Source organism: Nitrospiraceae bacterium, from assembly GCA_035623075.1.
GTDB lineage: Bacteria > Nitrospirota > Nitrospiria > Nitrospirales > Nitrospiraceae > DASPUC01.
This window is the reverse complement of record DASPUC010000022.1, coordinates 1-22,013: the sequence shown is the minus strand read 5'-3', so window position 1 is coordinate 22,013 and position 22,013 is coordinate 1. Positions and strand designations below refer to the sequence as shown.

Here is a 22,013-nt window from a genome sequence, read left to right as displayed (position 1 = left end):
CAGTCTTCATCTCAAGGGATGATCGCATGACGAATTCACAAGTCACAATGAACGCGCCGACGAAATATTGGCATCAATTGAACGATGGACGCATCCAATGCGATCTCTGTCCGCGCTACTGTAAACTTCTCGACGGACAACAAGGGTTGTGCTTCGTCCGGGCGCGGGAGGAGGATCAGATCGTCCTGACGACATATGGACGGTCGAGCGGATTTTGCGTCGATCCAATCGAGAAAAAGCCGCTGAATCATTTTCTTCCCGGTACCTCGGTCCTATCGTTTGGAACCGCTGGCTGCAACCTCTCGTGCAAGTTCTGCCAGAACTGGGACATGAGCAAGTCACGCGAGATGGACACGTTGGCGGACGAAGCCTCTCCGGAAACGATCGCGCGTGCAGCGACGGAACTCGATTGCCGGTCTGTTGCCTACACCTACAATGATCCGGTCATCTTCCACGAGTACGCGATCGATGTCGCGCAGGCCTGTCGCGAGCGAGGAATCAGATCGGTTGCCGTCACGACGGGATATGTCTGTGATGAGCCGCGAGAAGAATTCTACCGGTACATGGACGCAGCGAATGTCGATCTTAAGGGATTCACGGAGCGATTCTATAGGCAGATCTGCGGCGGAAGCCTTCAGCCGGTTCTCGGCACACTGGTCTACATCAAGCATCACACGAACGTGTGGCTGGAGCTCACCACCCTCGTGATCCCTGGAGAGAACGATTCGGAGGCTGAACTCGAGCGGTTGACGCAGTGGGTAGTCGAGCATCTTGGCCCTGACGTGCCGATCCACTTTAGCGCCTTTCATCCAGACTATAAAATGCTCGACATCCCGCCCACGCCACCATCCACATTGACCATGGCTCGGAGGATCGCCATGAAGAACGGCATCCGTTACGCCTACACCGGCAACGTGCGAGATGTCGAGGGTGGTAGCACCTACTGTCATGCTTGCGGCCAGCTGCTCGTCGGCCGAATAGGGTATGAATTGTCCGATTGGAATCTGTCCCTCGGTGGGATTTGTCGGTTTTGCAGTGCTCCCTGTGCCGGAATCTTCGAAGCACAGCCGGGGCAGTGGGGTGCGCGCCGAGCGCCGCTGTTGCTCAAGCAGGCCCGCCCGGACCGATAGCTGAGCGATCGGTCATCGCAAAATTCCGCTCACGATTATCTCCACGGCTTGTTCCGGCGAGAGTCCCCGCGCCATTAATGTTTCCAATTCTTTCTTATCGACACTGCCGATGGCGGCTTCGTGGGTGACTTTTGCTTCCGGATGAAACACCCTGACGATGGGAATCGCGCTGGCATGGGCCTGACCCTGCACGATTTCCATGCAATCCACGTGGCCACGGGCTCCTTTTGCATGGGCCTCCGTGATCCCCGTGATCTCCGCGCGAGCCTCGTTCTCCAGCACCACTCGCGTCTTGATGAGACCCCGCGACCGCTCCCCTCGGAGCATGACGGCTTCCTTGAGCGTGATGTGATCGGTCCTGTGTGCGAAGATCTTCGCAGTAAGTTCGGCGATGCCCTCCTCCTCCACGTCGACGAGATAGTCGATATCGAGACTACCCACCGAGCCGGATAGTAATGAGAAATCGGAAAAGTAGCGCGCGCCTTTTCCGATTCTGATCGTGGCGTGGGGAAGAACCTGCATGCCGCCATGCGGGCCGTGGTAGTGGCCTTCGGTGTACGTCAGCGACGCGCCTGGTCCGATGTCGATCCTGGCCTGCATGCGATGCTCTGCGGCTTGGGCGACAGGAAAGAGGCAATGGGCAAGCACGTGCGCTGTCGCCCCCTCTTCCACCATGACGTCGATTTTAATTCGTTGTCTACCGGTCCGATGAGCCAGGCCAAAACACATGTGGATGGGTTGAGCGATGCTTGCGCCCGCTTGAATCGTCATCTTTCCAACGATTGCATCAGGCGTTTCCTCCACGTCCAGGTGTAACCCTGGAACAGACCGGCGGCTGAGGATGCGATGGCCGTGTCCGACGACGTGCGCGATCCGCTCGTCGTCAAGGATCGTCGGCTCCGCTCCGACCATCGGCAGGGCGCGAATGAGCTCCTCAAGGTCGGACATATCCGCAAACCTCTCCATCGCACCGGACGCAGGTCCGCCCGCGAAAGTGTTCGATGACATGGGCCGGATCGCCGGAGAAGATGATCTGGCCGTTACATAATTGGGATGCCGAGTCCGCAATCGCCGCGACTTCTTCCTGATGGGTGATGAGCAAGACGGCCCCGCCGTTGTCCTTGAGCGTGCGGATGACCTTGATAATGTGGTTGACCGAGAGCATGTCGATACCGGCGGCAGGCTCATCGAGGATGGCCAGCTTCGGCTTCATGGTTAGCACGGAAGCCAGCTCGATGCGGTGGCGTTCGCCTCCGCTGAGGGCTTTATCGACTCGCCGGTTCAGGTAGCGGTCGGGGTCGAGCCCGACTTGCATCAGCACTGGTTCCGGATCGCGTTCCGAATGGCCAAGCGTCAGGAACTCGCGAACCGTGACGCCTTCAAACCGAGCCGGTTCTTGCCAGGCGAGGGTCAGGCCCAGCCTCGCCCGTTCGTGCATTTTGAGCGGAAGCAGGTCAGCGCCTTCAAATAGAAGGGTTCCGGCTGTCGGTACATAGCCCTCGCAACCCATGAGGAGGTAGGCGAGCGTCGTCTTGCCGGAGCCATTCGCCCCGAGGAGGGCGTGGATCTCTTGCGCTTGGATCGTGAGATCGAGTCGGTCGAGAATCGTCTGACGGCCAACCTGGAAGGTGAGATTGCGAATGTCTACGAGAGGAAAGGTCATTGTGCCCACCGCACTGTTTGGAAGCTGGTGCATCATGTGTGCCGTGAGGCGACGCAGATTTCACCTTGTCATTTCTTCTTTGAGTTCCCGGGACCGTAGCGTTTTGCTGCACACAGAGATTGATATTTGTGGAGTTTGTCCTCATCTCTCCTCATCCATGGGTGGGAGTGCAGGGCCTTCGAGTACTGATCGACTTGAATCATCAGGGACTTCGCGATATGGGGCGACATGGCATTGCCGTTGCCTATGTAATCACCAGTACGACAATCCGGTGGGGGCGATCGCTATGGCGGCAACGGTCATGTCGGATCGAAATCGAATCCTCAAAGAAGTTCATGCGTCGCTCGAGCGGGCGCGTATCAATCTTCATAAGCATCCCATTCAGATGGAATACCAGGACGGCGTCCTGACACTTGAAGGGGAGGTCGAGCACATCGCAGCGAAGAAGCTGAGCATGGAGCTCGCGGCGGCAGTGCGCGGCGTGAGTGGGATTGTGGACCGGTTACATGTGGCGCCGGCGACCCACATGGGTGACGGAGCCATCTTGGACGCCGTGCGCGATGCACTACTCCAAGAGCCCACCCTCCAGCATTGCACGATTCAATTGATCCGGAAGGGGGAGCTCGAAACGGTTCGAGACATCACAGAAAATCCCCACGGGGTGATCCAGGTCTCCGTGACCGACGGAGTGGTTTTACTCGACGACCATGTGACCGGGCTCACACAGAAACGGATGGCGGGAGTGCTCGCCTGGTGGGTGCCGGGAAGCAGGGACGTGATTAACGGGATGGAGGTTGTTCCCGATCAACCGGATTCAGACGAGGAACTTGCCAAAGCGATCCGCATCGTCTTAAAGAAGGATCCTTTGGTTCACGAGGATCGAGTCCGTGTGAGTGCGAGGCAATCGGTGGTGACGCTCGATGGCGACGTCCCTTCTGCACCGCAGAAGGAAATGGCTGAGTTCGATGCCTGGTATGTCTTCGGCGTGGACAAAGTGGTCAATCGGTTGGAGGTTCGGCCATAACGAAACGGAAACAGTAAGATCCTGCATCGGTGACAGATGAACAACTCATCGCAACGACCGTTGCGATGAACGAAGGAGGAGGAGTCATGGCGAAAGAGAAGGAGAAGGGCAAAGAATCCAAGGAAATCGCGGTCAAGAAACCTGCCGACGTGATGCCGCGTTGGGGCGAGCGAGATTGATCGCTGGTTCGATCGACTGACAGAAGATTTCTGGCGCCGTCCGTTTCCGAGCCTCTTCGGCGAGCGATGGCCGATGCCGATGATTTCGCTGAGAGCCCCTTCATTGGATGTCTTCGAGGAAAAGGATGACATCGTGGTCAAGGCCGATCTGCCGGGTATGAACAAAGAAGAGATCGAGGTGACGGTGACGGGGGACGTGGTGACGATCAAGGGAGAGAAGAAGAAAGAAGAGGAGGTCAAGGAGAAGGACTACTACCGGCGTGAACGGTCGGACGGATCGTTTGTGCGGAGCGTGGAGCTTCCGTGCGAGGTCAAGAGCGACCAGATCAAAGCGAATTTTAAGGATGGTGTGCTGGAAGTCCGAATGCCGAAGACCGAAGAAGCCAAGAAGAAATGTGTCTCGATCAAGATCGACTAATCTGTCAGCAGGAGGGCGGGGGGTCCATGAGGAAGCGCTTTTGGAGAGGACTAGGACTTGTGGTTTTAGTCATGTCCGGCGTGACGCTCTGTCGTCCCCCGACGCCCACCGTGGCCAAGGTCGAAGTCCCTCCGTACGCAACCGTGACGGCCGATGAGACCACCGTGAAGGAGATCATCGCGCCTTTGATCGAGCGGAGCAGGCCATCCAGGCGCGAGACCTGGATGGCCTCATGACCCTCTACTCGAAGCGGTACAACTACCACAAGCTCAGGAAATCCGTTGCCCGTCGTCTGTGGGAGGAGATCCTCGAGTACCACCACAAGTTACATTCGACGCATCTGTTCACGGATATCAAGACGACCCAGGTGGACGGAGAGACAAGGGCGGAGGTGAAGTGCACAGGGGCTCTGTGGGGGGTGGCCAGCGAGACCGGGGAGAAGGTCACGGTGGATAGTTGGTTTGAGGAAGTGCACTACCTCGTCAAGGAAGACGGAGCCTGGCGCATCATCGGCAATGCGGGAGGAGCGCCTGAGATGCCCCGCTTCGGCCATGCCCCGCATCCATTATTCTGACCGACGCAGGCAATGTCTCGTCGCCCGGTTCCCTCGTCCGGCTTGACTGTAATTCCTGGGCTGGAGTCTGCAATCGTATGACCGATGTCGCCTTCGGCCAGTTTCCCCGACCGATTCCTGGATGCGCGAGAGAACGAAGGTAGGGGAGCCAACGATAGAAGCTAAAAATTTCATAACGCTGCCACTTTCCCAACGAGAACTGTTTTGGATCGCGTGAGCGATTAAAATGGTGCCGAGGGACAGAATCGAACTGTCGACACCAGCCTTTTCAGGGCTGTGCTCTGCCAACTGAGCTACCTCGGCACCGGCGGGAGTTCGTTACGTGAGGCGGTCTTGTCTACCGGATCAACCAGCAAAAATCAAGCTCTGTCAGGCGACCGAGGACTCCTGGCATCGTAGCAGCTTACAAGGAACTCTGCTCAGTCCTCAGCACTCATCGCTCAGCACAGAAGTTATGAAAAACACTGAAGGTGTTTATCCCGTCGCCAAAAGCCATCGAAAGGCTCCGGGTCGAGCGAGCTTGGTTTGGCGGAGAGGGAGGGAATTTGAAGTCGCGCTCACAGGCTGTTCGCGCTCCTACAGAGGGGGTCAACCCCCTCGTATGCTCCCCACGTGGGGGAACTCTTCCCCCACGATGCTCCCTCGTTCAAATCCCTCCCTCATTTTTGATGCGCACTTTTTGTGGCGGAGAGGGAGGGATTTGAACCCTCGGTAGAGGTTTTAGCCCCTACAACGGTTTAGCAAACCGTCGCCTTCGGCCACTCGGCCACCTCTCCACACGATCACTCTGTGCGCGGGGTTCCCGGCCATCTGCGAGGAAAAAACGATGGCCACCGAATTGCCTGCGAATGAGGGCTGATCTTACATCAGGGTATACAAGCGGTACAAGAGATTCGAAGTCGCGGAGGATGATTTTGTCCAGGGAGAATCGACTTCACCCGGCCTAGTCGATCGTCCATTGCGGACCGACAGGTTTTCGAGCCAACTGTGTCATGATTTTCAGGCTGGTCTGCGCCCATGGGTACAGCTGCTTTACGCTGGCCAATATCGCAAGCTGCCATGAAGGTGCAGGGGAGGGTTCTGTGAAGAGTGGAGCCTCAGGTATCATGGCTTGTCGGTATGATGCGGAAGAGATTGCCCGCGGCGTTCCGTATCGAAGTTCAACGTGGCTAGGTCGTATCACGCCGCTGAGTGCCATCATACGAAGGGCGGTGCGTTTCTGTTTAGCGCGGGCTCGGCTGGTCGAGATGGTGCGGAGTAGAGAGTTCGGCATGCTTAGGGATTGGCCTCGTGAGTGTTGCGCGTGGGTTTCCTCACATCCAAAGAATTTGTCCCAGATCTTTATCCAGTCCACGAGGGCGCTGGCATTGTATACAACGAGCGAACAAAGTACCGGATTGAGGCTCCACATTGCCTCGAAGGACCAGTTGATACTTGTGGCCTCCGCAGATTGGGCAGGCCTTCCCGCGTAATTCCCGCCGAATTGCTCCGATCTTGCCGATCTGCTTTTGCATCGGGGACCCTCCTCCACGTGAATCCGCATGCTGATGGTGCAGCGCAGTGCTGAGGGTCATACTGGAGCAGAGTGAAAAATCTGAAAATACCGTAGAGGTAGGTAAGCCCTGCCCAAAGGAGGGAGAAACGCGATCGCCTTATGAATCGTGAATAGTCATAGCAACACAAATATAACAGCATCTTATCATTATACACTTCATCTAAAAGATGCAGTAATAATTTGGGCTGGCACTCAAAAATTGAAGCGATAAAAGGAAGACAGACCAAAGAATCCGCGGAATCTAGGAAGCGGTGGAATGAGACAAAGGGTGGAGGCAGATCTCCCCAGGAGGGAGCAGAGACCTCTTGCTGCTTTGACGTGGGCACAGCCAAAGCAGACACCCCCACCCGCGATTACTTAACCATACCGTTACTGGGTATGCAACTCCGTAGCTACCCTAAGTGAAGATCGATGGGGCTTGAGGGAAGGGAAGGCAGAAGCCGGTAGGTGACACCCACTTAACTTATCTGGGTATCAGAGTAGGGCAGATTTCAGTGTGGCGGAGGGGGCGAGATTTGAAAACCCGGTAGCCCAAGAGAGTATAGGGCGCGATCCGCATCATCGGTTCCATCTCGATCATGTATAGGCGAGCAGCTAGCAGACGAAGGACCGATGCAGCCGATCGGGCACGTCGGATACGATAGTTCATCCACAGTTTGCCTGCGAGAAAGGAACTGGTTGCTTTGAATCTCACATGGGGACTGGTCCGAGCCAAACCTGATCTCTTGGCCTATCTCGTGTTCTTGCAATAGCCAAATCCCACGAATTGCTTAGACAGGTACAACTTTTGACCAGTTCCCATAAGGGGTGCACCATGTTTCTTGATAATCATCCCGATGGGAGAGACGGTGTTAGCCAAAGACAAAATCTGATCTTGGATTTAGGATGAGAGTCAGTGCGGATTGTTGATCGCGCCCTCCAGGTCCAAGAGGATAGCGGGCATCAACTCCTTGAGCATGGTGTCGTACCAGAAGTCGGAAGGAATGGCGTAGGCCCAATAGACGCCTTCGTCATGATCTGCCTTATACTGTTTGCTCCACATCACCTGGCCAGACATCTGATTTTCGAGACGTAACTCGATGGACAAATCATTCTTGATCTTTCCGGCAGGCAATCCAAGTACCCACAGAAGTTGCCCGTAGATTGAAAGCCCATAGGAATACAGGGTCCCTTGATACCCCGTTGAGAGGAGGGTGCCTCGCAAGATGAGTTCACCGTCACTTTCCCGAAAGGTGAAAAAGGCTTCCTTAAACACATGCCGATTCTGCACCTCCAGGGCGAGCGCCTTCGCCATATCTTCAGTCGGCCTGAACTGCCAGAGCCCGGAGGCAATGTGACTTTGAATCGTCTCGGGCGCGTTCAATTCCTGCCATCCAAATGGCATGAGGGGTATCATCCAGAGACCGATATTGTTGCTGTTGTGGGGAGGACGCTGGTCGATGAACGGCACCACCGCAAGAGTCTTCGCCAAGCCGGCAGCTTGCTTCGTTGGCTGTGTCGGACTATAAGCCCACCCCCGCTGGGAGGAACAGCCTGTGGCAAGCCATGCCACCAAGAGAATCAGAGCCAGGCAGAACGGTGCTTTTCTGAGACTCTGTTCATGGTCCCTATCGATGAATTTCATGGATACTTCTCTTCCTAACGTCTTGCTCATCCCTCCCCATCGAATGTCACGTACATGCCTTCGCAGGAAGCGGCCTCTCATGTGTTGTTCTGCATTGAGAGAGCCGTCCTTGAGAGTGGCCACGACTGATGGTAGGCGATGAGGAGGTTGGCCTTAGGCCTGCTCATTTCCGTCTTTGGTTGTCGGCCTGCTCACGATATTGCAGCGCCAACTTTAGCTGTTCCAACGCTTGCCGAGATTCTTGAATCGCTTGAGCCTTGTGCCCGCCAAAATCGTGCGGAGCCGCTTCCATGTATTGAATCGCGCCTTCGAGGGCATGAATTGCATGGGCAAGGCGTGGGTGGTGTGCCTTTTCACTGCCCATTGTTTCTTGGGAAAGTGCTTGCACGGAAAAAATGACGCTGGCAAAGCTCACGCCTAACAGCGTAGGCAGTAATTTGCATATCATAAGGGCCTCCTTCATCGAGATGCTCTAGTGATGCGTTACCTCGATTTCTCGAAGTCGTTGGGTATACGGCGCACACAGTTCCTTGGACTTGGGTGGATCATCCTGATATTTCTCTAGGCAGAGTCGGTAGTCGTGGAGCAAGTCTGCCTTTTCTTCATTGAGATCGGCCGTTGCCTTCTTCACGCGAAACTCTTCATAGTACTGACACCCGGCGAGCCCGATCAGTACAGAACCGATTGTGAAGATGAGTACAAGGCAGGAATTTTTAGACATCTTCAGTCATCCTTTCCCCTTCGGCAACAGGTACTTCTTCTCCAATGACTCCCGTACTCTCGAAGTTGACCTACTAGGAGCAGCCCCGACACCTTCTCACCAACGCACCGATTTTAAAGAAAGCCTGAAGTGCCAGAGACTAGACAAGAACGAGCGTTCAAGTACAAGTTGGCGGCTCATTTCCATCATACGACCGTGTCGGGTCTTCGGAGATGTGCTCCTGAACGTAACGTATGTCGCTTCAACTGGTTGACAAGATACACTACTATCACAAGATTCAGAAGCAACACACTGACCCGAAGGATCGTCACCTCTTCTATCACTTCACGAAATTCAAACGGAACCAGCAGGCTTGTCGAGACTACGGTCAAGTATGCGGCCCAGGAGAACTCCATCCACAGCCCAATGCCTTCCATCAACAACAGACCCGCATAAACGAGGCTCACGAGACCCCCCACCAGCACACTATGAGGTTGAAGCGCATCCACCTTTAAAACCAATGTGTGCATGAGGCGTGAATCGGCTGTCAGATGGAGGGTTTCGATCAGGATCGAAAACAATGTGGCAATATCGGCATGCATCAACTCGATTAGCCCTAAGCCGACAAAGAGCAACAGCACACCTTTCACGATTTTGAACACAGCAATCGCAGCCAGGCCGGCATGGCGTGCATTCGTTGTCATCAATTGAAAAGATTATCACACATGACGAGGACTTCAACTATGAACTTGATGCGTAAGGTTGGCAATCATGTCTACCAGTCATGAACACTGAGGCACCTTCATTCGCCACTTGCCATAGGCTTATCCGTTCGTTGAACTATGGAACGCCAGGCGTCCATCCGACAAATTGCCGCGGTTGAATGTTGGCTGATGAGCGTCACCTGTCGACCAAGTTGGAGACGTCGATCTGGACGAATGAAAGGTGGGAGGGATGCGTCTCCGAGCGAGCCGGTATATTACGGACTTGATCAACGTCATACGGGGGCAGATGGCGGGACAAGATCGTGATGTCCGATGGCGACAGAAATTTCACCGGCATCATGCACTGCTGGTGCGAGCGCTCCTTGCGCTTTCTATCGTGCCGGGCGTGCAGGGCAGTTGTGCCTCGGTGCCGTCACCGGAAGAAAGGACTGCATCGCTGAATCGGACGATTAAGGAAACCTCACGCACGATCGCGAAGAATCCGGTCAACGAGCGCGCGTATGTACTGCGTGGGTATGCGAAAGGAGAATTGGGCGATCTACAGGGCGCAGTGGAGGATCACACGCTGGCAATCATGCTGAACCCCCTGAATCCCGAACCTCTCTAGCAGCGTGGGGTCATCAACATTCGACGAGGGCATCGCGAGGATGGCATCTTGGATTTGAGTCGAGCCATCCGGTTGGATCCGCAGTTCCAGGAGGCGTACCTTAGTCGAGGTGTGGCCAAATGTGAAACCGGCGCATGCGCCGACGGACTCAAGGATTTAACGCGTGCGATCCAGATTAACCCACGTGATTCAATGGCCTTCATAAGTCGAGGGTGGTGAGAGGCGTGATGGGTGACTACGAGGGAGAGATCGAGGATAACACACGGGCGATCCAGCTGAATCCGAACCTTGCAGAAGCCTATGCGAACAGGGCCGTGGCGAAATATCAGACCGGCGACTTCATGGGAGCCATTCACGATTCAACTCTTGCGCTGTCGCTTCAGCCGCAGATGGGCGTCGGCTATTACTATCGCGGCCTCGCCTACCTGGCGATCAATATGGCGGAAGAGGGTCGCAGAGACTTGAAGCGGGCACGAGAACTTTCTCCACAATTGGCGGACGACATCGGACAGGTTCTCCAAGACTAGGGGAGTTCCTGGGAAACTAAGGCAGGAAGTCGGGTCGACTTGACTCCACATTGCCGGACTTGATGATGCAGGCCTGCCCCTTCTGTTGTCCGCGATCGCAATTGAGACTGACCGTCAAGGGGTTGCTGGGATCCCAGACTCCTCGCCCTGCTCGTCGTGCCTCCTCTTGTGCCTGTTGATACTCCTTCACATGTGCGACATTGGGCGGGACTGTCTCGACAACTGCCATGCCTTTCCTGATCAGCTCCAGATTGACGAAGGTCTCCCCGACAAAGATATATGAGAGCAGTTGCCCAGCCTGATCCCGGTCCGTAATATCCGTTTCAAGCTGCACGATCTTCCCGACAACGAGCGTTTCGAGTGCTTCACGGGCCAGCTCTCCCCACGAGGCTTGATCCAAGCTAGGCGCAATAATACCGATCAGGCGGGCCTGAGTGTTCTGCCCATTAAGTGAGATGGTCAAAGTATCCCCATCGTGTACAGAGATGACCTGTCCGACGAAGACTTTGCCGGGCACTGAATCGTCTTTGGCGAGGTCACGAGCAGAATGTGGGGGATCGAGGGGGACTCGGACACCAAGGCCTGCGACGCCGTGCCTGCCTTGACTGTAGCCCCACGGTCTGACGTTCTCACACCCTGCCAAGACAAGTGAGAGCAGGAGAACGATCGGAAGGGAAGCGAGAAGAACGTAGGGTGGGAAGGAGTTTACGTGCTTGGGGAATCTCTTCATTGGTCTTGTTGTTAGTGGTGTCAAGGCTAGGCTGTCGGCGAAGTGGTGTCAAGCGTCAAGAGGAGGCGTATACCCAACAGTCCTGACTTTTTGCAGAAGCATGTCGGTTGCTTGGATTGTTCGGGCAGATCCACTCTAGCAATGCGGTGTTGTAGCGGAGCTTCAAGAGCGGACACTCGTTGATTCGATTACACGGCGGTTGGCTGACAGCAGCAAGTAACAGCAGCCTGTTCGGGTCAATGTGAAGCGGGAAAATCCCTATGAGTCGCTCTTGATGTACTCATTTATGAGGCCAATATCATCCATCTTAATTCGTCCCTCGCGCAATAATCTGGCCATCAGGACACGGAAGGCATGAAGATACCGCTCCGTATGGCTCGCTTCCAGTGTGTCTCCCGCTCTTTTCGCAGTTCTCCTGATTCGATCAATTAACTGAAGGAGACGATGAAGACGATAGTGCCTCAAGCTTTGCCCACTGAGTTTGTAGAACGCAAAGACAATGGATAGATAGCTCCCCAGGCCTGCCAAAAAATGCGGGTCCAGAAAAAACGGAGGATCATGGTTATAAAATCGAATCGCCCCGTGATGGAGAGGGTAGTAAAGATCTACAGAGCCATTGACGGTCTTGCTCACGTTCAACGGGATATCCTTCAGGAGGTCATGAATGTGATGCGATAGTTTGGTGGCGATTTCGAAGACCTCAGAATCGCTGAGGTCCGTTGATGCTGCCAAAATAGTCTTGGCCCCGACAGTCGTGATCTCCTTGGGCGAAACCTTATAGGTGGACGGGGGGATCTTGATAATTTCAAGGTACGGCGCCAGGAGTGTGAGCGCCTCTGCAGAATCTACGCTGAGCAGATGCAAGGTTGGAGTGTCGAAGAGTTGTTTAATCTCCTGACTGTTGAGAGCCATTAGAAAAAACGCTACATCAAGATTTCCTTTGAGCACCTCTTGCATTGCCTTTTGAAAGTCCCAGGCTGCACCTTTTCGATCGATAGGAATGCCTTCATGTTTGAGCACAAGACTGGCGATAAATGAAGTGCCGCTCCCGTCTGGGCCAATATACACCTTGCTGTGAGGCTTAATGTCACGGACATCCGTATAGTTGAGCCGCCGATTTGAGACAACATGTAACAGCGACAGGTACAGTGGCATCACAGCGCGAAGACGAACCTCTTGACGCTTCGCCGCACTGCGATCCTGTTGTTGATTGATGGGTAGCAAGCAGGTGGGTGGTGTATCCATATGCAAAGGGAGCCCATCCTCGACAAAAGCAAGCTGGGCTCTGCCTTGATTCAGATTCGCAACATTATCTAAGGAGCCGCAAGATTCGACGGCGGCAAAATCTCGGATCAGTTTGAGGGGCGACCATCGCTCAAGCCCGGTTGTTTTATCCAGTACCGCTTCGAATTGGGGACCAATGAGTGAAGCTGTGCTGGCATGAGGACCCGTGAGGAGATAGTACTTGGTATGTGTCTGTTCAACCAGGTAGATGCTAAAACCAAGTAGGGGAATGAGAATGAGAAAAATCAAAACGAGCGACTTATTACTTGGCATAAGAGCATGGAAGATCGGATGACGATGGACCATCCGATTAGCTCTATCCAGAAATCTGATAGCACGATAGACGAGTGTTTGTTTAGGAAGAGTTCTTGCCTTTGCAGTCATTATTCGATAGCTACCCAGGCAAGGTGTACTTGCGTCCATTTAGCCTGGCTGTGGAGCGAATTTCAAGACGAACCCACGATAACAAAGAGAGGCTTGAACAGGCAATGGGATGAATGGCTGCCGGTCGGATTGACTGCACTGGTGCTCAATACGGTATTCACCAACGGTTCACTAGGATGGAGCATACTTAGTAACAACTTGTATCTGAGACTTCATTACCCCACAATCACACCAACCATAATGCAAGGTGTCCTTCAGATGTCTTGGTGTTATCCATTCTCCATCATCTGCCTTATCGGTTTTCTGTCGTGGAGTGGCTTTGGCTGCACACTCTCGCCAAAGGTGAACGTGTCCGAAGGAGTAGCCAAATCAGCTGCGTCGGAACTCGGGACGGGCATGGAAGGGGCGGCAAAGACGTTCGGTGCCGAACTGGCGCATGCGAGCAAGCCATATGAAGAGGAGTTGCTAGCTCGAGTCAGCGATCTAACAGCTACAGCAAAGGAGCTTATAGAGGCAGCTCGGACTATGCCAACGGCATTTGGTGAAGCTGTGACAGATCGGCTGGTAAAAGAACGGTCCTTTCAAAATGCTCTTCGCGGGTTTTCGGTGCTGGCTCAGTCTCCGGAGCACCTTGCTTCGGCGGTCGAAAAAGGCCCTGATCTCCTAAAGACCAAGATTGAGGAGTTGCAAGCTGAGTTCAAGAAGGAGGATGGTTTTGTGACCCAGCAACGTGCCGCGCTGTTTGATGGCATCAAAAAAGAGCGCGAGGCGATTACCGAAGCGATCCGCCAGGAACGGGCGAACGCCATGAAGGACTTCGATGCCCTGACCAAAAGCGCTATCGACGAAGTATTCTCACAGGCAACGCGTCTGGTGCAAGATTCGCTCTGGCTCGTCGTTCTTCTCGTAGTTGTATTATGGGGATTGCCGTTTGCGTCAGGGTTTTTTGTGGGACGCCTTTTCGGAAGGAAATGAAAATGATCATTTTAATACTTGACTGACAGGTTATTCTTCCACATCAAACGCCTATACTGAGGAAGGCCGAAGTCATAGCCCTCGATCAGTTGACTGTGTAGCCTTTGCCCTCAAGACAGGTTCGAACAGCTCGTTGAAAATCCCCGGCTCGCTGAGCACCTTCCGTCCCAGCCTGCGCAGGATCATAACCGGTTTGCCCGATTGCCCAGTTATTACATTCGCTTCGATCTGACGTGATCTGGCTTTGGCTTTGCCCTTGGCGTGGATAGACGAACATGGCTTGAGGGGTAGATGGTGCTGGCAATGTCTGGGCTTGTGGAGACGGAACTGCCGGTGGCGGTAAGGCCAGAGGCGGAGCTGGAGCAGGTTGTGGCGCTGCGGTTTCATACCCAGGAGGAGGTGCGACGACAACATACTCTGGTGTGTTGGGGACAGCTGCGTAGTAAATGCCGTTCGCATAGTAATATGGGACACCGCCAATCCAAATTGTGCTGTATGAGGGAGGCAAGATCCGGAGACGGATGCCAAGGGGAGGTTGGACAACGATGAATCCTGATCCCTGCGCACGGAACCAGACCCCCGATCTGAAGAAGTAATGTTGTTTCGAATAGATAAGATCGACATATCCAGGGGGTAACGCTGGTACCACATAACCCCTTGCAGGGTAGAAGTGATCATGGCTGTGTCGGACATCCAATTCCCAATGTGGGGAATAGTATCGATCCCGATCAAATCCGTGGCCCCGCTCGGCTAGGGCCGGACTGGTCACGAAGGGTATCATGAGGAAGACGATGCACAGTATGCGGTAAGTAGATCTTGCCACGTTCGTCATGTCAGTCCTCCTATCATTCACAGCATTGCAGCAGCACTTGCTGATTTCTTATGATTCTCTTTCTTCGTGGCTTTCCGGGTTGCCGCTGCCGCATCCGCCAGCATGTAGAGTGCCAATACGAGCAGGAGGGTTCCACTCGCAAACCATTGGACCCCAGCAAGCTCAGCGGAACTGGACCATGGAAACGACGTGAATCCGAGTATCCCACAGAGCGCGCTAGGCCTGGCAATGAGGCGGACGATAAGCGTGTGCTTGCTTCCAAGCTTCATAGTTTACTGAACATGCGAGACTTAACTGCCCTCACCCTTGGTCATTGACAGCTGCCATTGGAATTCCACGCGCTACCCTCGGCCCTCCGTTTATCTAGTCGAACTAAGGTACGAAAAAGTTACAGGCTCGTCGAACTGAAGAGTCTTGACATGAGAAGGATTACAAGACCTGCAGCGCTGGACCTGGGGGATGAGTGGTAGGGAAATTCGGTGCGCGACCGTTTCGCTATGGAACATCGGGCGACGAGAGGACAAACATCACCGGCTGTCCGGTGGGGTCCTGGAGCCAAGTCACGGTGGCACTTATGTTCTGAGGCAAGACGGTCGCAAACAGCCAAATCGTTTGTTCTCCTGGACTGATGCCCACGTATATCGTGCCGGGTGCACTGGAGGAGAGCAGGGAGTCCATCGGCTGCTTCCCGGTCACACAGACCTGGTCATAGAAGAGGCGTTCTCCATTCCGGCTATAGGGACTGAGCGTGGGCAGTGGGCCTGAACGGCAGGGCCAGGGCGTTCCCGGTTTGGCGATCTGTTCAAACTCGTCACGCACATGAACGAGTTGCTGGTAGACCTCGCGGACCGCGCGATGATACGGGAGTGGTGAGGCAAAGTGCGGGTACCCAATCACGAACCCGGAGATGAGTGCCGGGAGCACTAGCCACCACAGCCTCGCATGAGGCCGGAACAAGACCCAGCCAGCGGGGAGTGCACCGAGCAATCCAAGCAGGAGCCATAACATCGCTTCACCGAGATACGCGTGCTCGACGTAGTAATCGTTGCCCGCGTGAACGCGAATCCACGTGAGAAAGATCATGCCTCCACTGGCGAGCACGATAAGCGGGAAGATCCCACTGAGAAGCGCCAGTGTACGGCGAAGGACGGCGGCGAATCTGATGGTCCAGGAACTCACACTCCAGGACTTTAGCAGAGTGTACCTAAGTGACAAAGAAAAACATGAGCGAGTCACACTGCTCTTCTGCTGGTTCTGATCACCAAGACCCATGCCCTGCTCCGGAAAGCGATAGGTCCTGGAGCACACAGCTCGTATTGCGCATTGATACCAGAACGACTACGGAGGTAGGTCGAGAATGAGGCGTCGGATTACAGAATAAGCGTACGCCCGAGAGGAGACATTTCAAACTTGGTCGTTTGACAAGGAAATTTTGGCGTGCTAACCATAAATATAAGGTATCAATTTCTTTTGAAACTTACCCTGATTCAAGTATCATTCAGTATTGGACCATAGAATCTCGCAGCTCTTCGCCGAGATGAATCGCACACGCCTCAGATTTCTCTTCATCGTTCTCCTGGCGCTTCCCTATTCCTTCGACGTTGTCTACTGTGAAGACTTGACCCCGTCTCATTTTGCTCAAGCTGTGAGTGGAGAGGGAAAGGACGTTGATCCTTCTGACCTCAAAGATTGCCTCCTTGTCCCTGATGACCAATCCGAACACATCGGTTCTGGCTGTGCTGTCTGGGGAACAGGTCTGCTGCGGCCTGCTTGTCAAACCAGCGTATCGCTTCCCGGTCATTACCTAGTCATCGCCTCGCTGATTTCACGACCTCCTCCGATCCTCTAGTCTCTCTGATTCTGCTTGGTCTCATTACCTGAATGTTTCTCGACCTTCTTGCGGATACGCGTTGGGCTTCGTACGGGTTCTTCGTTTTCTCCAATGCGGAGGACAAACTTATTAGCGAGTTCATTGAGATCTGCTCTCCATGAGGAACTATGATTAGTCGAATTGTAGAAATCGCACTCGCTCAGCGGGTATTGGTGGGCGCCGTAGGTCTGGCGTTACTCTTCGGTGGCCTCTTGGCTTTCCACAGCCTCGACATCATTGCGTACCCCGATCCCTCTCCGCCGATGATCGAGGTGATTACGCAATATCCCGGCTGGTCGGCTGAGCAGATGGAACGCGCCATGACAATCCCAATAGAAATCACTCTGCAAGGGATGCCCGGGTTGACCGACATTCGAAGCTTGTCCATCTTTGGTTTGAGCGATATCAAGGTCTACTTTGACTTCGGTACGGATTACTTTCGGGATCGGCAAGAGGTACTTAATCGGCTGCAGCTGACCACCCTTCCCCAAAATGTGCAACCAACTATCTCTCCGTGGTCGGCAATCGCAGAGATTTACCGATATGAAGTCGTCGGAGAAGGGACGAACCTCACCGATCTCAAGACCATTCAGGATTGGCAGATCCGTCGTGAGTTCAAGCAGGTGCAGGGGGTGATCGACGTCACAACGTATGGAGGGACCACCAAGGAGTTTCATGTCAATGTCGATCCGGGGGCGCTGCTCAACTACGGTCTCGAGCTGCCAAAATTGATGACGGCCCTCACCAACAGCAATATTGACGTCGGAGGTAACTATTTGTCGGTCGGCTCCCAGAACTTTAACGTCCGCGGCTTAGGGCTGATTTCGAGCCTGGAGGATATCGGGAATGCGGTCGTAGGTGAAAAAAATGGGACGCCCGTGTTCGTGAAGAATCTGGGAAACGTGAACGTCGGCTATCGCGTGAGACTCGGTAAAGTCGGGATCGATGACCGGGATGATGTGGTCGAAGGCGTGGTGCTACTTCACCGTGGGGCCAAGGCCTCCCCCGTCCTTGAGCGTGTCCAACAGAAGGTAGACGAGCTGAACACCTGGAAACTCCCTCAAGGCGTGAAAATCAAGACTTTCTATGATCGGAGCGTCCTCATTCACACGACGATCGAAACGGTCCTCGATATTGTGATAACTGGTATCGTCTTAGTTTTCGTCATCCTGTATGTGTTTCTCGGTCATTTCCGGGCGGCGTTGATTGTGGCGCTTACTGTCCCCACGGCACTCTTGTTCACATTTTGTCTGATGGTGCTGACTGGGGAATCGGCGAACCTCATCTCGTTGGGTGCTATTGATTTCGGCATTATCGTGGACTCGACGCTTATCATGGTAGAGAGCATCTTCTATCATTTAGCTAACGGCACAGGATCGAGGCTGACGGTGCCCATGCACATCGTGCGGGCGGCGAAGGAAGTCGGGAGGCCGATCTTCTTCGCAACCACGATTATCGTCGTTGCGTTCATTCCATTATTCACAATGACAGGGGTGCCAGGTAAGATTTTTGCTCCCATGTCGCTGACGTATGGGTTTGCCCTAACCGGGGCCTTGCTCATGGCGTTTACACTTGCCCCGACCCTCTGCAGCTGGCTACTCCGCGGGCCGATCCGTGAGGAAGACACGACCGTCGTTCGATGGATTCGGCAGGGGTACCTGACTGCCTTGAAGTGGGCACTTGCCCATCAGATCATCGTCATCGCCGTTTCGTTGGGCCTCATGGTCCTGGCCTTGGCAGTCGTGCCTTTCCTGGGCGGAGAGTTCATGCCGGCGCTGGAGGAGGGCAACTTGTGGGTACGTGCCACGATGCCGGTCGACATTGCGTTCGAGCAGGCTGCCCAACTAGCGTCCGAGATCAGGGCGATCTTCCGCCGCTTCCCCGAGGTGACCACGATCGTCTCCCAACTCGGCCGACCGGACGATGGCACCGATCCTACCAGCTTCTTCAATGCCGAGTTTTTGGTAAACCTCAGGCCAAGAAAGGAGTGGCGTCCCGTATTACGCACAAAGAAGGATTTGGTCAGAGAAATTGAGACTGTGTTGGAGGAGATCCCCGGCGTGACCTTTAACTTTTCTCAAGCAATTCAGGATAATGTCCAAGAAGCGATGGCCGGCGTCAAGGCTGAAAACGCGATCAAGCTGTTTGGGACTGACCTGAAAGTAATGGAAGCCAAGGCAGAGGAGATCAAACAGGTAATGAATCAGGTCTCAGGAGTCAAGGATCTAGGCATTTTCCATCTCCTAGGGCAACCCAATCTGTCGATTGCGGTAGATCGTCAAGCGTGCGCGCGCTATGGTCTCGCGGTGGCTGATGTAGAGGCGGTCATCCAGGCGGCGATCGGCGGGCAGGCGGTCACTCAGGTGTATGAGGGCGAACGCTGGTTCGATTTGGTGGTACGGTTCCAAGCTGAGTTTCGTGGAGATCCCGATGCGATCGGCGAGATCCAGGTCAGCACGCCAGACGGGGCGCGTATCCCGCTCAAGCAATTAGCCTCAATCACGGAACAAACCGGTGCCTTCATCATCTATCGAGAAAACAACCAGCGCTATATCCCGATCAAATTCAGCGTTCGGGGTCGGGACTTGGAGAATACGGTCCGAGAGGCGGATGCCAGGCTCCATGAGAAGATCACTCTGCCAGAGCGGTACCGGACTGAGTGGCATGGAGAATACGACCAGTTGCAGGATGAGAAACAACGCCTGGCACGAATTGTCCCTTTGAGTCTTTTGGTCATCTTATTCCTTGTGTATCTGGCTGTACAGTCTTTCAGAGAGGCCATCCTGGTTCTGTTTGCAGTCCCCTTCGCTTTGATTGGAGGGGTGCTCTCCCTTCTGCTGACAGGGACGAACTTCAGCATTTCTGCGGCAGTGGGATTCATCTCGCTCTTTGGAGTGGCGATCCAGGGAGCGCTGATTCTCGTCGTGAGAATCCGTCAGTTTCTAGACGAAGGCCACGATCTGGAGACCGCGATTTTAAGGAGCGCCGAGGTTCGAATGAGGCCGGTGTTAATGACTACCCTGGCCGCTGCCATCGGCCTCTTACCCGCCGCAGTCGCCACGGGCATCGGGGCCCAATCCCAGCAACCACTCGCGCGCGTGGTAGTTGGCGGGATGCTGACCTCTGCGCTGCTCATCTTGCTGGTGCTCCCGGTCTTTTACCATCTCGTCCATAAAGGCTGGCGGAACGTAGGAGCTTTTCAAGGAGAGGAACCGAAATAGAGATAACAGCTGCACCACTATAAGCTTCTGTTCAACCCGCGTTTTTATCTACAGTCGTTTGTTCTATTGGAAAAGTCGAGTAAAGTCCCGGAGTCCACGCTAAGCCAAGCGCATCGTGTGGCGCTCCCGATGGGACTTGAACCTGAAACCTCCCGATCCGTTGTTGTATCTGAGGAAGAGGACACTCAGGGATAATGTCAAAGCCGGCCAGTTTTGAGGGACGGAAAGAGGTCAGGAAAGGTCATCTAGCTTGCAACCCCGCAACCCTTGCGCACCCACCATCCGACCGCTTCCGAATTCCATAAAAAATCCAATTCCAACCTCGCGAGGGAAGCGACTCGGTTGGCGTACCAATTTGTAACGGTTTTAAAAGTTGGACATTGACTCGAATATGGCGGAGGGGGCGAGATTTGAACTCGCGGATGGGTTACCCCATCTCCGGTTTTCAAGACCTACGGAGAAATACCAATGAACCGTTACACCTTCTTGAAAGAGGCCAATTTAGCGCAACGATAGGAATTGGATGGATGGGTGATAGTTGCATCAGAGGGCGGTAGATTGCGCCTTGAACGGGCCAGACAGTTGCGGCCAGAGTTGCGGTTGCTGGGCACGCACAGCAGGGGAGGGGGTGTGGGGTGATACACGCATCTGATACCACTCCTACAAGCCTTCCGGCAAGTTTGTAGAGGGAGGGCAAAGGTCGGTAGTCATGTTGCACGAGTCAGCGATTTCAGCGAAAGCGATCAGGATATACTCGAATCGCACGAGTCATTGCACAGTCGTCTCATGTCTCATCTCACAAGCACATACGTGGGACAGATCAGAACAGTGAGACGGCGGGAAGTGAGCAACGAGGCGGAACAGCCACGCGCCGCGAATCGGTTTGTTATCGCCACTCCCACCGCGGCACGGGATACACTGATTGACGTGGTGCAAGTCAGTCGCTAGAGTCTCTTGCGACCGGCGGAAGAAACTACCCTATTTCCGATGTCTACTTTAGGTTAGACGGTATCCAGAGGAAATGCTGATGTCAAAGAAATTGGCAGTTGCTCTTGCGGTACTTATGCTCGCAATCGTTGCATGGGGGCTGTTTCTAGAACGCAATGCCGTAACTATCGTCATCAATGGGCAGCAAGTGACCGGACCGCTCAAGGATTCCATCGGGGCGGGGGGCCTGGTCGTGGCGTTGATTGCTCTGTTTTGTGCCGCAACCCTTTTGGTGTTTGTCTTTGCCGGAATCGGGCTGCTTGTGTTGGGGTGCCTTGTCGTCCTGGGCCTGATTCTGGCGGGGCTGGCCTTTCCGTTCTTGCTACCCGTACTGATTCCGTTGGCTATCCTTTGGGGGTTCGTGGCCCTTACACGGAACCCCTAGACTAGGCTGAGACTCCTTTCCATCGGTTCCTTCCGATGCGCCTGGCGAGCGCACATCACTTCTGCTTCATCACAATCTGATCCTTGATGTTGTCGTAGGTTGTCTAATCGCTTGGCTTGAAGCCCATTGCGGTTGCTCTAGCACGAGGTTGCTTTGGATTGAACTCGACAGACTCGATTACTTCATAGGGCAGCGTGAGAGCAGGAAATGCTGTGTCAAATGGAGGTTTCTCTCCAAGTATCTTCTCAGATTTGTTCTTATCGTAATAGATAAAGGTGATTGTGTCTTGATCGACTGAAAGCGTTCGATAGAGGTTGTATTCTTTCCCATATGCCTTCAGAGTCACTGTCACCGTACCACATCGGAATATCTTGAAGTATTTGTTAATTCTCTCAGATAGACTTTCGAAGAACATCTTGCCAAAAGGCATACCTTTTCTCCTTCTGCCCGTATTCCAAGTTCAGTTAAAATCTAGGCCGTCCGTGGGGAGGTGTCAAGGATGGGGTGGGGGAAATGGTTGTATTACGATCTAGAAGATTACGGGCTTGGTAGGTACTCAACCATCTATGGCAGGGATTTCTAAAAAATCCCGTCTCGGTGGGCATCCTGCCAGAACCTT

General features: G+C 54.1%; 25 protein-coding genes and 3 tRNA genes. 12 read left to right on the top strand and 16 right to left on the bottom strand.

Annotation, left to right across the window (positions count from 1 at the left end):
• Positions 1-26: 26 nt before the first annotated feature.
• Positions 27-1,130, top strand: a complete 1,104-nt coding sequence (gene amrS / locus VEI50_04875; protein ID HXX74436.1) for an AmmeMemoRadiSam system radical SAM enzyme — start codon at positions 27-29, stop codon at positions 1,128-1,130.
• A gap of 12 nt (positions 1,131-1,142) precedes the next feature.
• Here the strand turns inward: amrS and VEI50_04870 are convergent, their stop codons facing one another.
• Together VEI50_04870 and VEI50_04865 are read right to left on the bottom strand one after the other, a co-directional pair.
• On the bottom strand, positions 1,143-2,078 hold the full coding sequence (locus tag VEI50_04870) for a SufD family Fe-S cluster assembly protein (GenBank protein HXX74435.1): 936 nt from the start codon (positions 2,076-2,078) through the stop codon (positions 1,143-1,145).
• Positions 2,065-2,793, bottom strand: a complete 729-nt coding sequence (locus VEI50_04865) for an ABC transporter ATP-binding protein (GenBank protein HXX74434.1) — start codon at positions 2,791-2,793, stop codon at positions 2,065-2,067. The genes VEI50_04870 and VEI50_04865 overlap by 14 nt, the downstream gene beginning before the upstream one ends.
• Positions 2,794-3,079: 286 nt before the next feature.
• On the opposite strand from VEI50_04865, the gene VEI50_04860 reads away from it, so the two are divergent.
• The 5 genes from VEI50_04860 (at position 3,080) to VEI50_04840 (ending at position 4,988) form a co-directional block, all read left to right on the top strand.
• Positions 3,080-3,817, top strand: a complete 738-nt coding sequence (locus VEI50_04860) for a BON domain-containing protein (protein HXX74433.1) — start codon at positions 3,080-3,082, stop codon at positions 3,815-3,817.
• Between the two features lie 29 nt (positions 3,818-3,846).
• Entirely contained in the window at positions 3,847-3,996 is a 150-nt protein-coding gene (locus tag VEI50_04855; GenBank protein HXX74432.1) for a hypothetical protein, read from the top strand.
• A gap of 73 nt (positions 3,997-4,069) precedes the next feature.
• On the top strand, positions 4,070-4,414 hold the full coding sequence (locus VEI50_04850; GenBank protein ID HXX74431.1) for an Hsp20/alpha crystallin family protein: 345 nt from the start codon (positions 4,070-4,072) through the stop codon (positions 4,412-4,414).
• A 26-nt stretch (positions 4,415-4,440) separates the two neighbouring features.
• On the top strand, positions 4,441-4,650 hold the full coding sequence (locus VEI50_04845) for a hypothetical protein (protein HXX74430.1): 210 nt from the start codon (positions 4,441-4,443) through the stop codon (positions 4,648-4,650).
• Positions 4,647-4,988: a hypothetical protein gene (locus VEI50_04840; protein ID HXX74429.1), complete on the top strand. Its 342-nt coding sequence runs from the start codon at positions 4,647-4,649 to the stop codon at positions 4,986-4,988. Before VEI50_04845 ends, VEI50_04840 begins: the two co-directional genes overlap by 4 nt.
• A gap of 227 nt (positions 4,989-5,215) precedes the next feature.
• On the opposite strand, the gene VEI50_04835 is transcribed toward VEI50_04840, so the two are convergent.
• From VEI50_04835 to VEI50_04805, 7 genes are all read right to left on the bottom strand, one after another.
• Positions 5,216-5,291: transfer RNA gene (locus tag VEI50_04835), tRNA-Phe, on the bottom strand.
• A gap of 379 nt (positions 5,292-5,670) precedes the next feature.
• Positions 5,671-5,764 (bottom strand) — tRNA-Ser (locus VEI50_04830).
• A 537-nt stretch (positions 5,765-6,301) separates the two neighbouring features.
• Positions 6,302-6,502, bottom strand: a complete 201-nt coding sequence (locus VEI50_04825; protein ID HXX74428.1) for a hypothetical protein — start codon at positions 6,500-6,502, stop codon at positions 6,302-6,304.
• 933 nt (positions 6,503-7,435) lie between these two features.
• Positions 7,436-8,167, bottom strand: a complete 732-nt coding sequence (locus tag VEI50_04820) for a hypothetical protein (protein ID HXX74427.1) — start codon at positions 8,165-8,167, stop codon at positions 7,436-7,438.
• 163 nt (positions 8,168-8,330) lie between these two features.
• On the bottom strand, positions 8,331-8,615 hold the full coding sequence (locus tag VEI50_04815) for a hypothetical protein (GenBank protein HXX74426.1): 285 nt from the start codon (positions 8,613-8,615) through the stop codon (positions 8,331-8,333).
• Positions 8,616-8,639: 24 nt separating this feature from the next.
• Positions 8,640-8,888 (bottom strand): hypothetical protein, encoded by a 249-nt coding sequence (locus VEI50_04810; protein HXX74425.1) that lies wholly within the window; start codon positions 8,886-8,888, stop codon positions 8,640-8,642.
• Between the two features lie 185 nt (positions 8,889-9,073).
• A complete protein-coding gene (locus VEI50_04805; protein ID HXX74424.1) occupies positions 9,074-9,571 on the bottom strand; it encodes a DUF2127 domain-containing protein in 498 nt (165 codons plus the stop codon).
• A 250-nt stretch (positions 9,572-9,821) separates the two neighbouring features.
• Here VEI50_04805 and VEI50_04800 point away from each other — a divergent pair, with 250 nt between their 5' ends.
• Together VEI50_04800 and VEI50_04795 are read left to right on the top strand one after the other, a co-directional pair.
• Positions 9,822-10,199, top strand: a complete 378-nt coding sequence (locus VEI50_04800; GenBank protein ID HXX74423.1) for a hypothetical protein — start codon at positions 9,822-9,824, stop codon at positions 10,197-10,199.
• A 227-nt stretch (positions 10,200-10,426) separates the two neighbouring features.
• Positions 10,427-10,726 (top strand): tetratricopeptide repeat protein, encoded by a 300-nt coding sequence (locus VEI50_04795; GenBank protein ID HXX74422.1) that lies wholly within the window; start codon positions 10,427-10,429, stop codon positions 10,724-10,726.
• 16 nt (positions 10,727-10,742) lie between these two features.
• Here VEI50_04795 and VEI50_04790 read toward each other — a convergent pair whose 3' ends face one another.
• Both VEI50_04790 and VEI50_04785 read right to left on the bottom strand, forming a co-directional pair.
• Positions 10,743-11,456 (bottom strand): thermonuclease family protein, encoded by a 714-nt coding sequence (locus VEI50_04790; GenBank protein HXX74421.1) that lies wholly within the window; start codon positions 11,454-11,456, stop codon positions 10,743-10,745.
• 258 nt (positions 11,457-11,714) lie between these two features.
• Positions 11,715-13,013 carry a TAXI family TRAP transporter solute-binding subunit gene (locus tag VEI50_04785; protein HXX74420.1) on the bottom strand — a complete coding sequence of 433 codons (1,299 nt, stop codon included), beginning with the start codon at positions 13,011-13,013 and terminating at the stop codon, positions 11,715-11,717.
• A 204-nt stretch (positions 13,014-13,217) separates the two neighbouring features.
• Here VEI50_04785 and VEI50_04780 point away from each other — a divergent pair, with 204 nt between their 5' ends.
• The gene (locus VEI50_04780) at positions 13,218-14,099 is read left to right on the top strand and encodes a hypothetical protein (GenBank protein HXX74419.1); all 882 of its coding nucleotides are present in this window, start codon (positions 13,218-13,220) and stop codon (positions 14,097-14,099) included.
• 85 nt (positions 14,100-14,184) lie between these two features.
• Here the strand turns inward: VEI50_04780 and VEI50_04775 are convergent, their stop codons facing one another.
• From VEI50_04775 to VEI50_04765, 3 genes are all read right to left on the bottom strand, one after another.
• The gene (locus VEI50_04775; GenBank protein HXX74418.1) at positions 14,185-14,931 is read right to left on the bottom strand and encodes a DUF6515 family protein; all 747 of its coding nucleotides are present in this window, start codon (positions 14,929-14,931) and stop codon (positions 14,185-14,187) included.
• 17 nt (positions 14,932-14,948) lie between these two features.
• Entirely contained in the window at positions 14,949-15,200 is a 252-nt protein-coding gene (locus tag VEI50_04770; protein HXX74417.1) for a hypothetical protein, read from the bottom strand.
• 226 nt (positions 15,201-15,426) lie between these two features.
• Positions 15,427-16,110, bottom strand: a complete 684-nt coding sequence (locus VEI50_04765) for a hypothetical protein (GenBank protein ID HXX74416.1) — start codon at positions 16,108-16,110, stop codon at positions 15,427-15,429.
• 819 nt (positions 16,111-16,929) lie between these two features.
• Here VEI50_04765 and VEI50_04760 point away from each other — a divergent pair.
• Positions 16,930-20,022, top strand: coding sequence for a CusA/CzcA family heavy metal efflux RND transporter (locus VEI50_04760; GenBank protein HXX74415.1), 3,093 nt, complete (start codon positions 16,930-16,932; stop codon positions 20,020-20,022).
• Between the two features lie 392 nt (positions 20,023-20,414).
• Here VEI50_04760 and VEI50_04755 read toward each other — a convergent pair.
• Positions 20,415-20,508 (bottom strand) — tRNA-Ser (locus tag VEI50_04755).
• Positions 20,509-20,808: 300 nt separating this feature from the next.
• Between VEI50_04755 and VEI50_04750 the strand changes: the two genes are divergently transcribed.
• Together VEI50_04750 and VEI50_04745 are read left to right on the top strand one after the other, a co-directional pair.
• Positions 20,809-20,970, top strand: coding sequence for a hypothetical protein (locus tag VEI50_04750; GenBank protein ID HXX74414.1), 162 nt, complete (start codon positions 20,809-20,811; stop codon positions 20,968-20,970).
• 79 nt (positions 20,971-21,049) lie between these two features.
• Positions 21,050-21,394 (top strand): hypothetical protein, encoded by a 345-nt coding sequence (locus tag VEI50_04745; protein ID HXX74413.1) that lies wholly within the window; start codon positions 21,050-21,052, stop codon positions 21,392-21,394.
• Between the two features lie 103 nt (positions 21,395-21,497).
• On the opposite strand, the gene VEI50_04740 is transcribed toward VEI50_04745, so the two are convergent.
• Positions 21,498-21,824: a hypothetical protein gene (locus VEI50_04740; protein HXX74412.1), complete on the bottom strand. Its 327-nt coding sequence runs from the start codon at positions 21,822-21,824 to the stop codon at positions 21,498-21,500.
• Positions 21,825-22,013 lie beyond the last annotated feature (189 nt).

What these genes read in the sequence shown, in the direction of transcription:
- VEI50_04870 (HXX74435.1), bottom strand. Translation starts at nt 2,078, where the DNA reads ATGTCCGACCTTGAGGAGCTCATTCGCGCCCTGCCGATGGTCGGAGCG.
- amrS (HXX74436.1), top strand. Translation starts at nt 27, where the DNA reads ATGACGAATTCACAAGTCACAATGAACGCGCCGACGAAATATTGGCAT.
- VEI50_04800 (HXX74423.1), top strand. Translation starts at nt 9,822, where the DNA reads ATGCGTCTCCGAGCGAGCCGGTATATTACGGACTTGATCAACGTCATA.
- VEI50_04850 (HXX74431.1), top strand. Translation starts at nt 4,070, where the DNA reads ATGCCGATGATTTCGCTGAGAGCCCCTTCATTGGATGTCTTCGAGGAA.
- VEI50_04860 (HXX74433.1), top strand. Translation starts at nt 3,080, where the DNA reads ATGGCGGCAACGGTCATGTCGGATCGAAATCGAATCCTCAAAGAAGTT.
- VEI50_04745 (HXX74413.1), top strand. Translation starts at nt 21,050, where the DNA reads ATGTCAAAGAAATTGGCAGTTGCTCTTGCGGTACTTATGCTCGCAATC.
- VEI50_04840 (HXX74429.1), top strand. Translation starts at nt 4,647, where the DNA reads ATGACCCTCTACTCGAAGCGGTACAACTACCACAAGCTCAGGAAATCC.
- VEI50_04775 (HXX74418.1), bottom strand. Translation starts at nt 14,931, where the DNA reads ATGACGAACGTGGCAAGATCTACTTACCGCATACTGTGCATCGTCTTC.
- VEI50_04865 (HXX74434.1), bottom strand. Translation starts at nt 2,793, where the DNA reads ATGACCTTTCCTCTCGTAGACATTCGCAATCTCACCTTCCAGGTTGGC.
- VEI50_04845 (HXX74430.1), top strand. Translation starts at nt 4,441, where the DNA reads ATGAGGAAGCGCTTTTGGAGAGGACTAGGACTTGTGGTTTTAGTCATG.
- VEI50_04810 (HXX74425.1), bottom strand. Translation starts at nt 8,888, where the DNA reads ATGTCTAAAAATTCCTGCCTTGTACTCATCTTCACAATCGGTTCTGTA.
- VEI50_04740 (HXX74412.1), bottom strand. Translation starts at nt 21,824, where the DNA reads ATGCCTTTTGGCAAGATGTTCTTCGAAAGTCTATCTGAGAGAATTAAC.
- VEI50_04750 (HXX74414.1), top strand. Translation starts at nt 20,809, where the DNA reads ATGTCTCATCTCACAAGCACATACGTGGGACAGATCAGAACAGTGAGA.
- VEI50_04820 (HXX74427.1), bottom strand. Translation starts at nt 8,167, where the DNA reads ATGAAATTCATCGATAGGGACCATGAACAGAGTCTCAGAAAAGCACCG.
- VEI50_04795 (HXX74422.1), top strand. Translation starts at nt 10,427, where the DNA reads ATGGGTGACTACGAGGGAGAGATCGAGGATAACACACGGGCGATCCAG.
- VEI50_04805 (HXX74424.1), bottom strand. Translation starts at nt 9,571, where the DNA reads ATGACAACGAATGCACGCCATGCCGGCCTGGCTGCGATTGCTGTGTTC.
- VEI50_04815 (HXX74426.1), bottom strand. Translation starts at nt 8,615, where the DNA reads ATGATATGCAAATTACTGCCTACGCTGTTAGGCGTGAGCTTTGCCAGC.
- VEI50_04790 (HXX74421.1), bottom strand. Translation starts at nt 11,456, where the DNA reads ATGAAGAGATTCCCCAAGCACGTAAACTCCTTCCCACCCTACGTTCTT.
- VEI50_04770 (HXX74417.1), bottom strand. Translation starts at nt 15,200, where the DNA reads ATGAAGCTTGGAAGCAAGCACACGCTTATCGTCCGCCTCATTGCCAGG.
- VEI50_04785 (HXX74420.1), bottom strand. Translation starts at nt 13,013, where the DNA reads ATGCCAAGTAATAAGTCGCTCGTTTTGATTTTTCTCATTCTCATTCCC.
- VEI50_04760 (HXX74415.1), top strand. Translation starts at nt 16,930, where the DNA reads ATGATTAGTCGAATTGTAGAAATCGCACTCGCTCAGCGGGTATTGGTG.
- VEI50_04825 (HXX74428.1), bottom strand. Translation starts at nt 6,502, where the DNA reads ATGCAAAAGCAGATCGGCAAGATCGGAGCAATTCGGCGGGAATTACGC.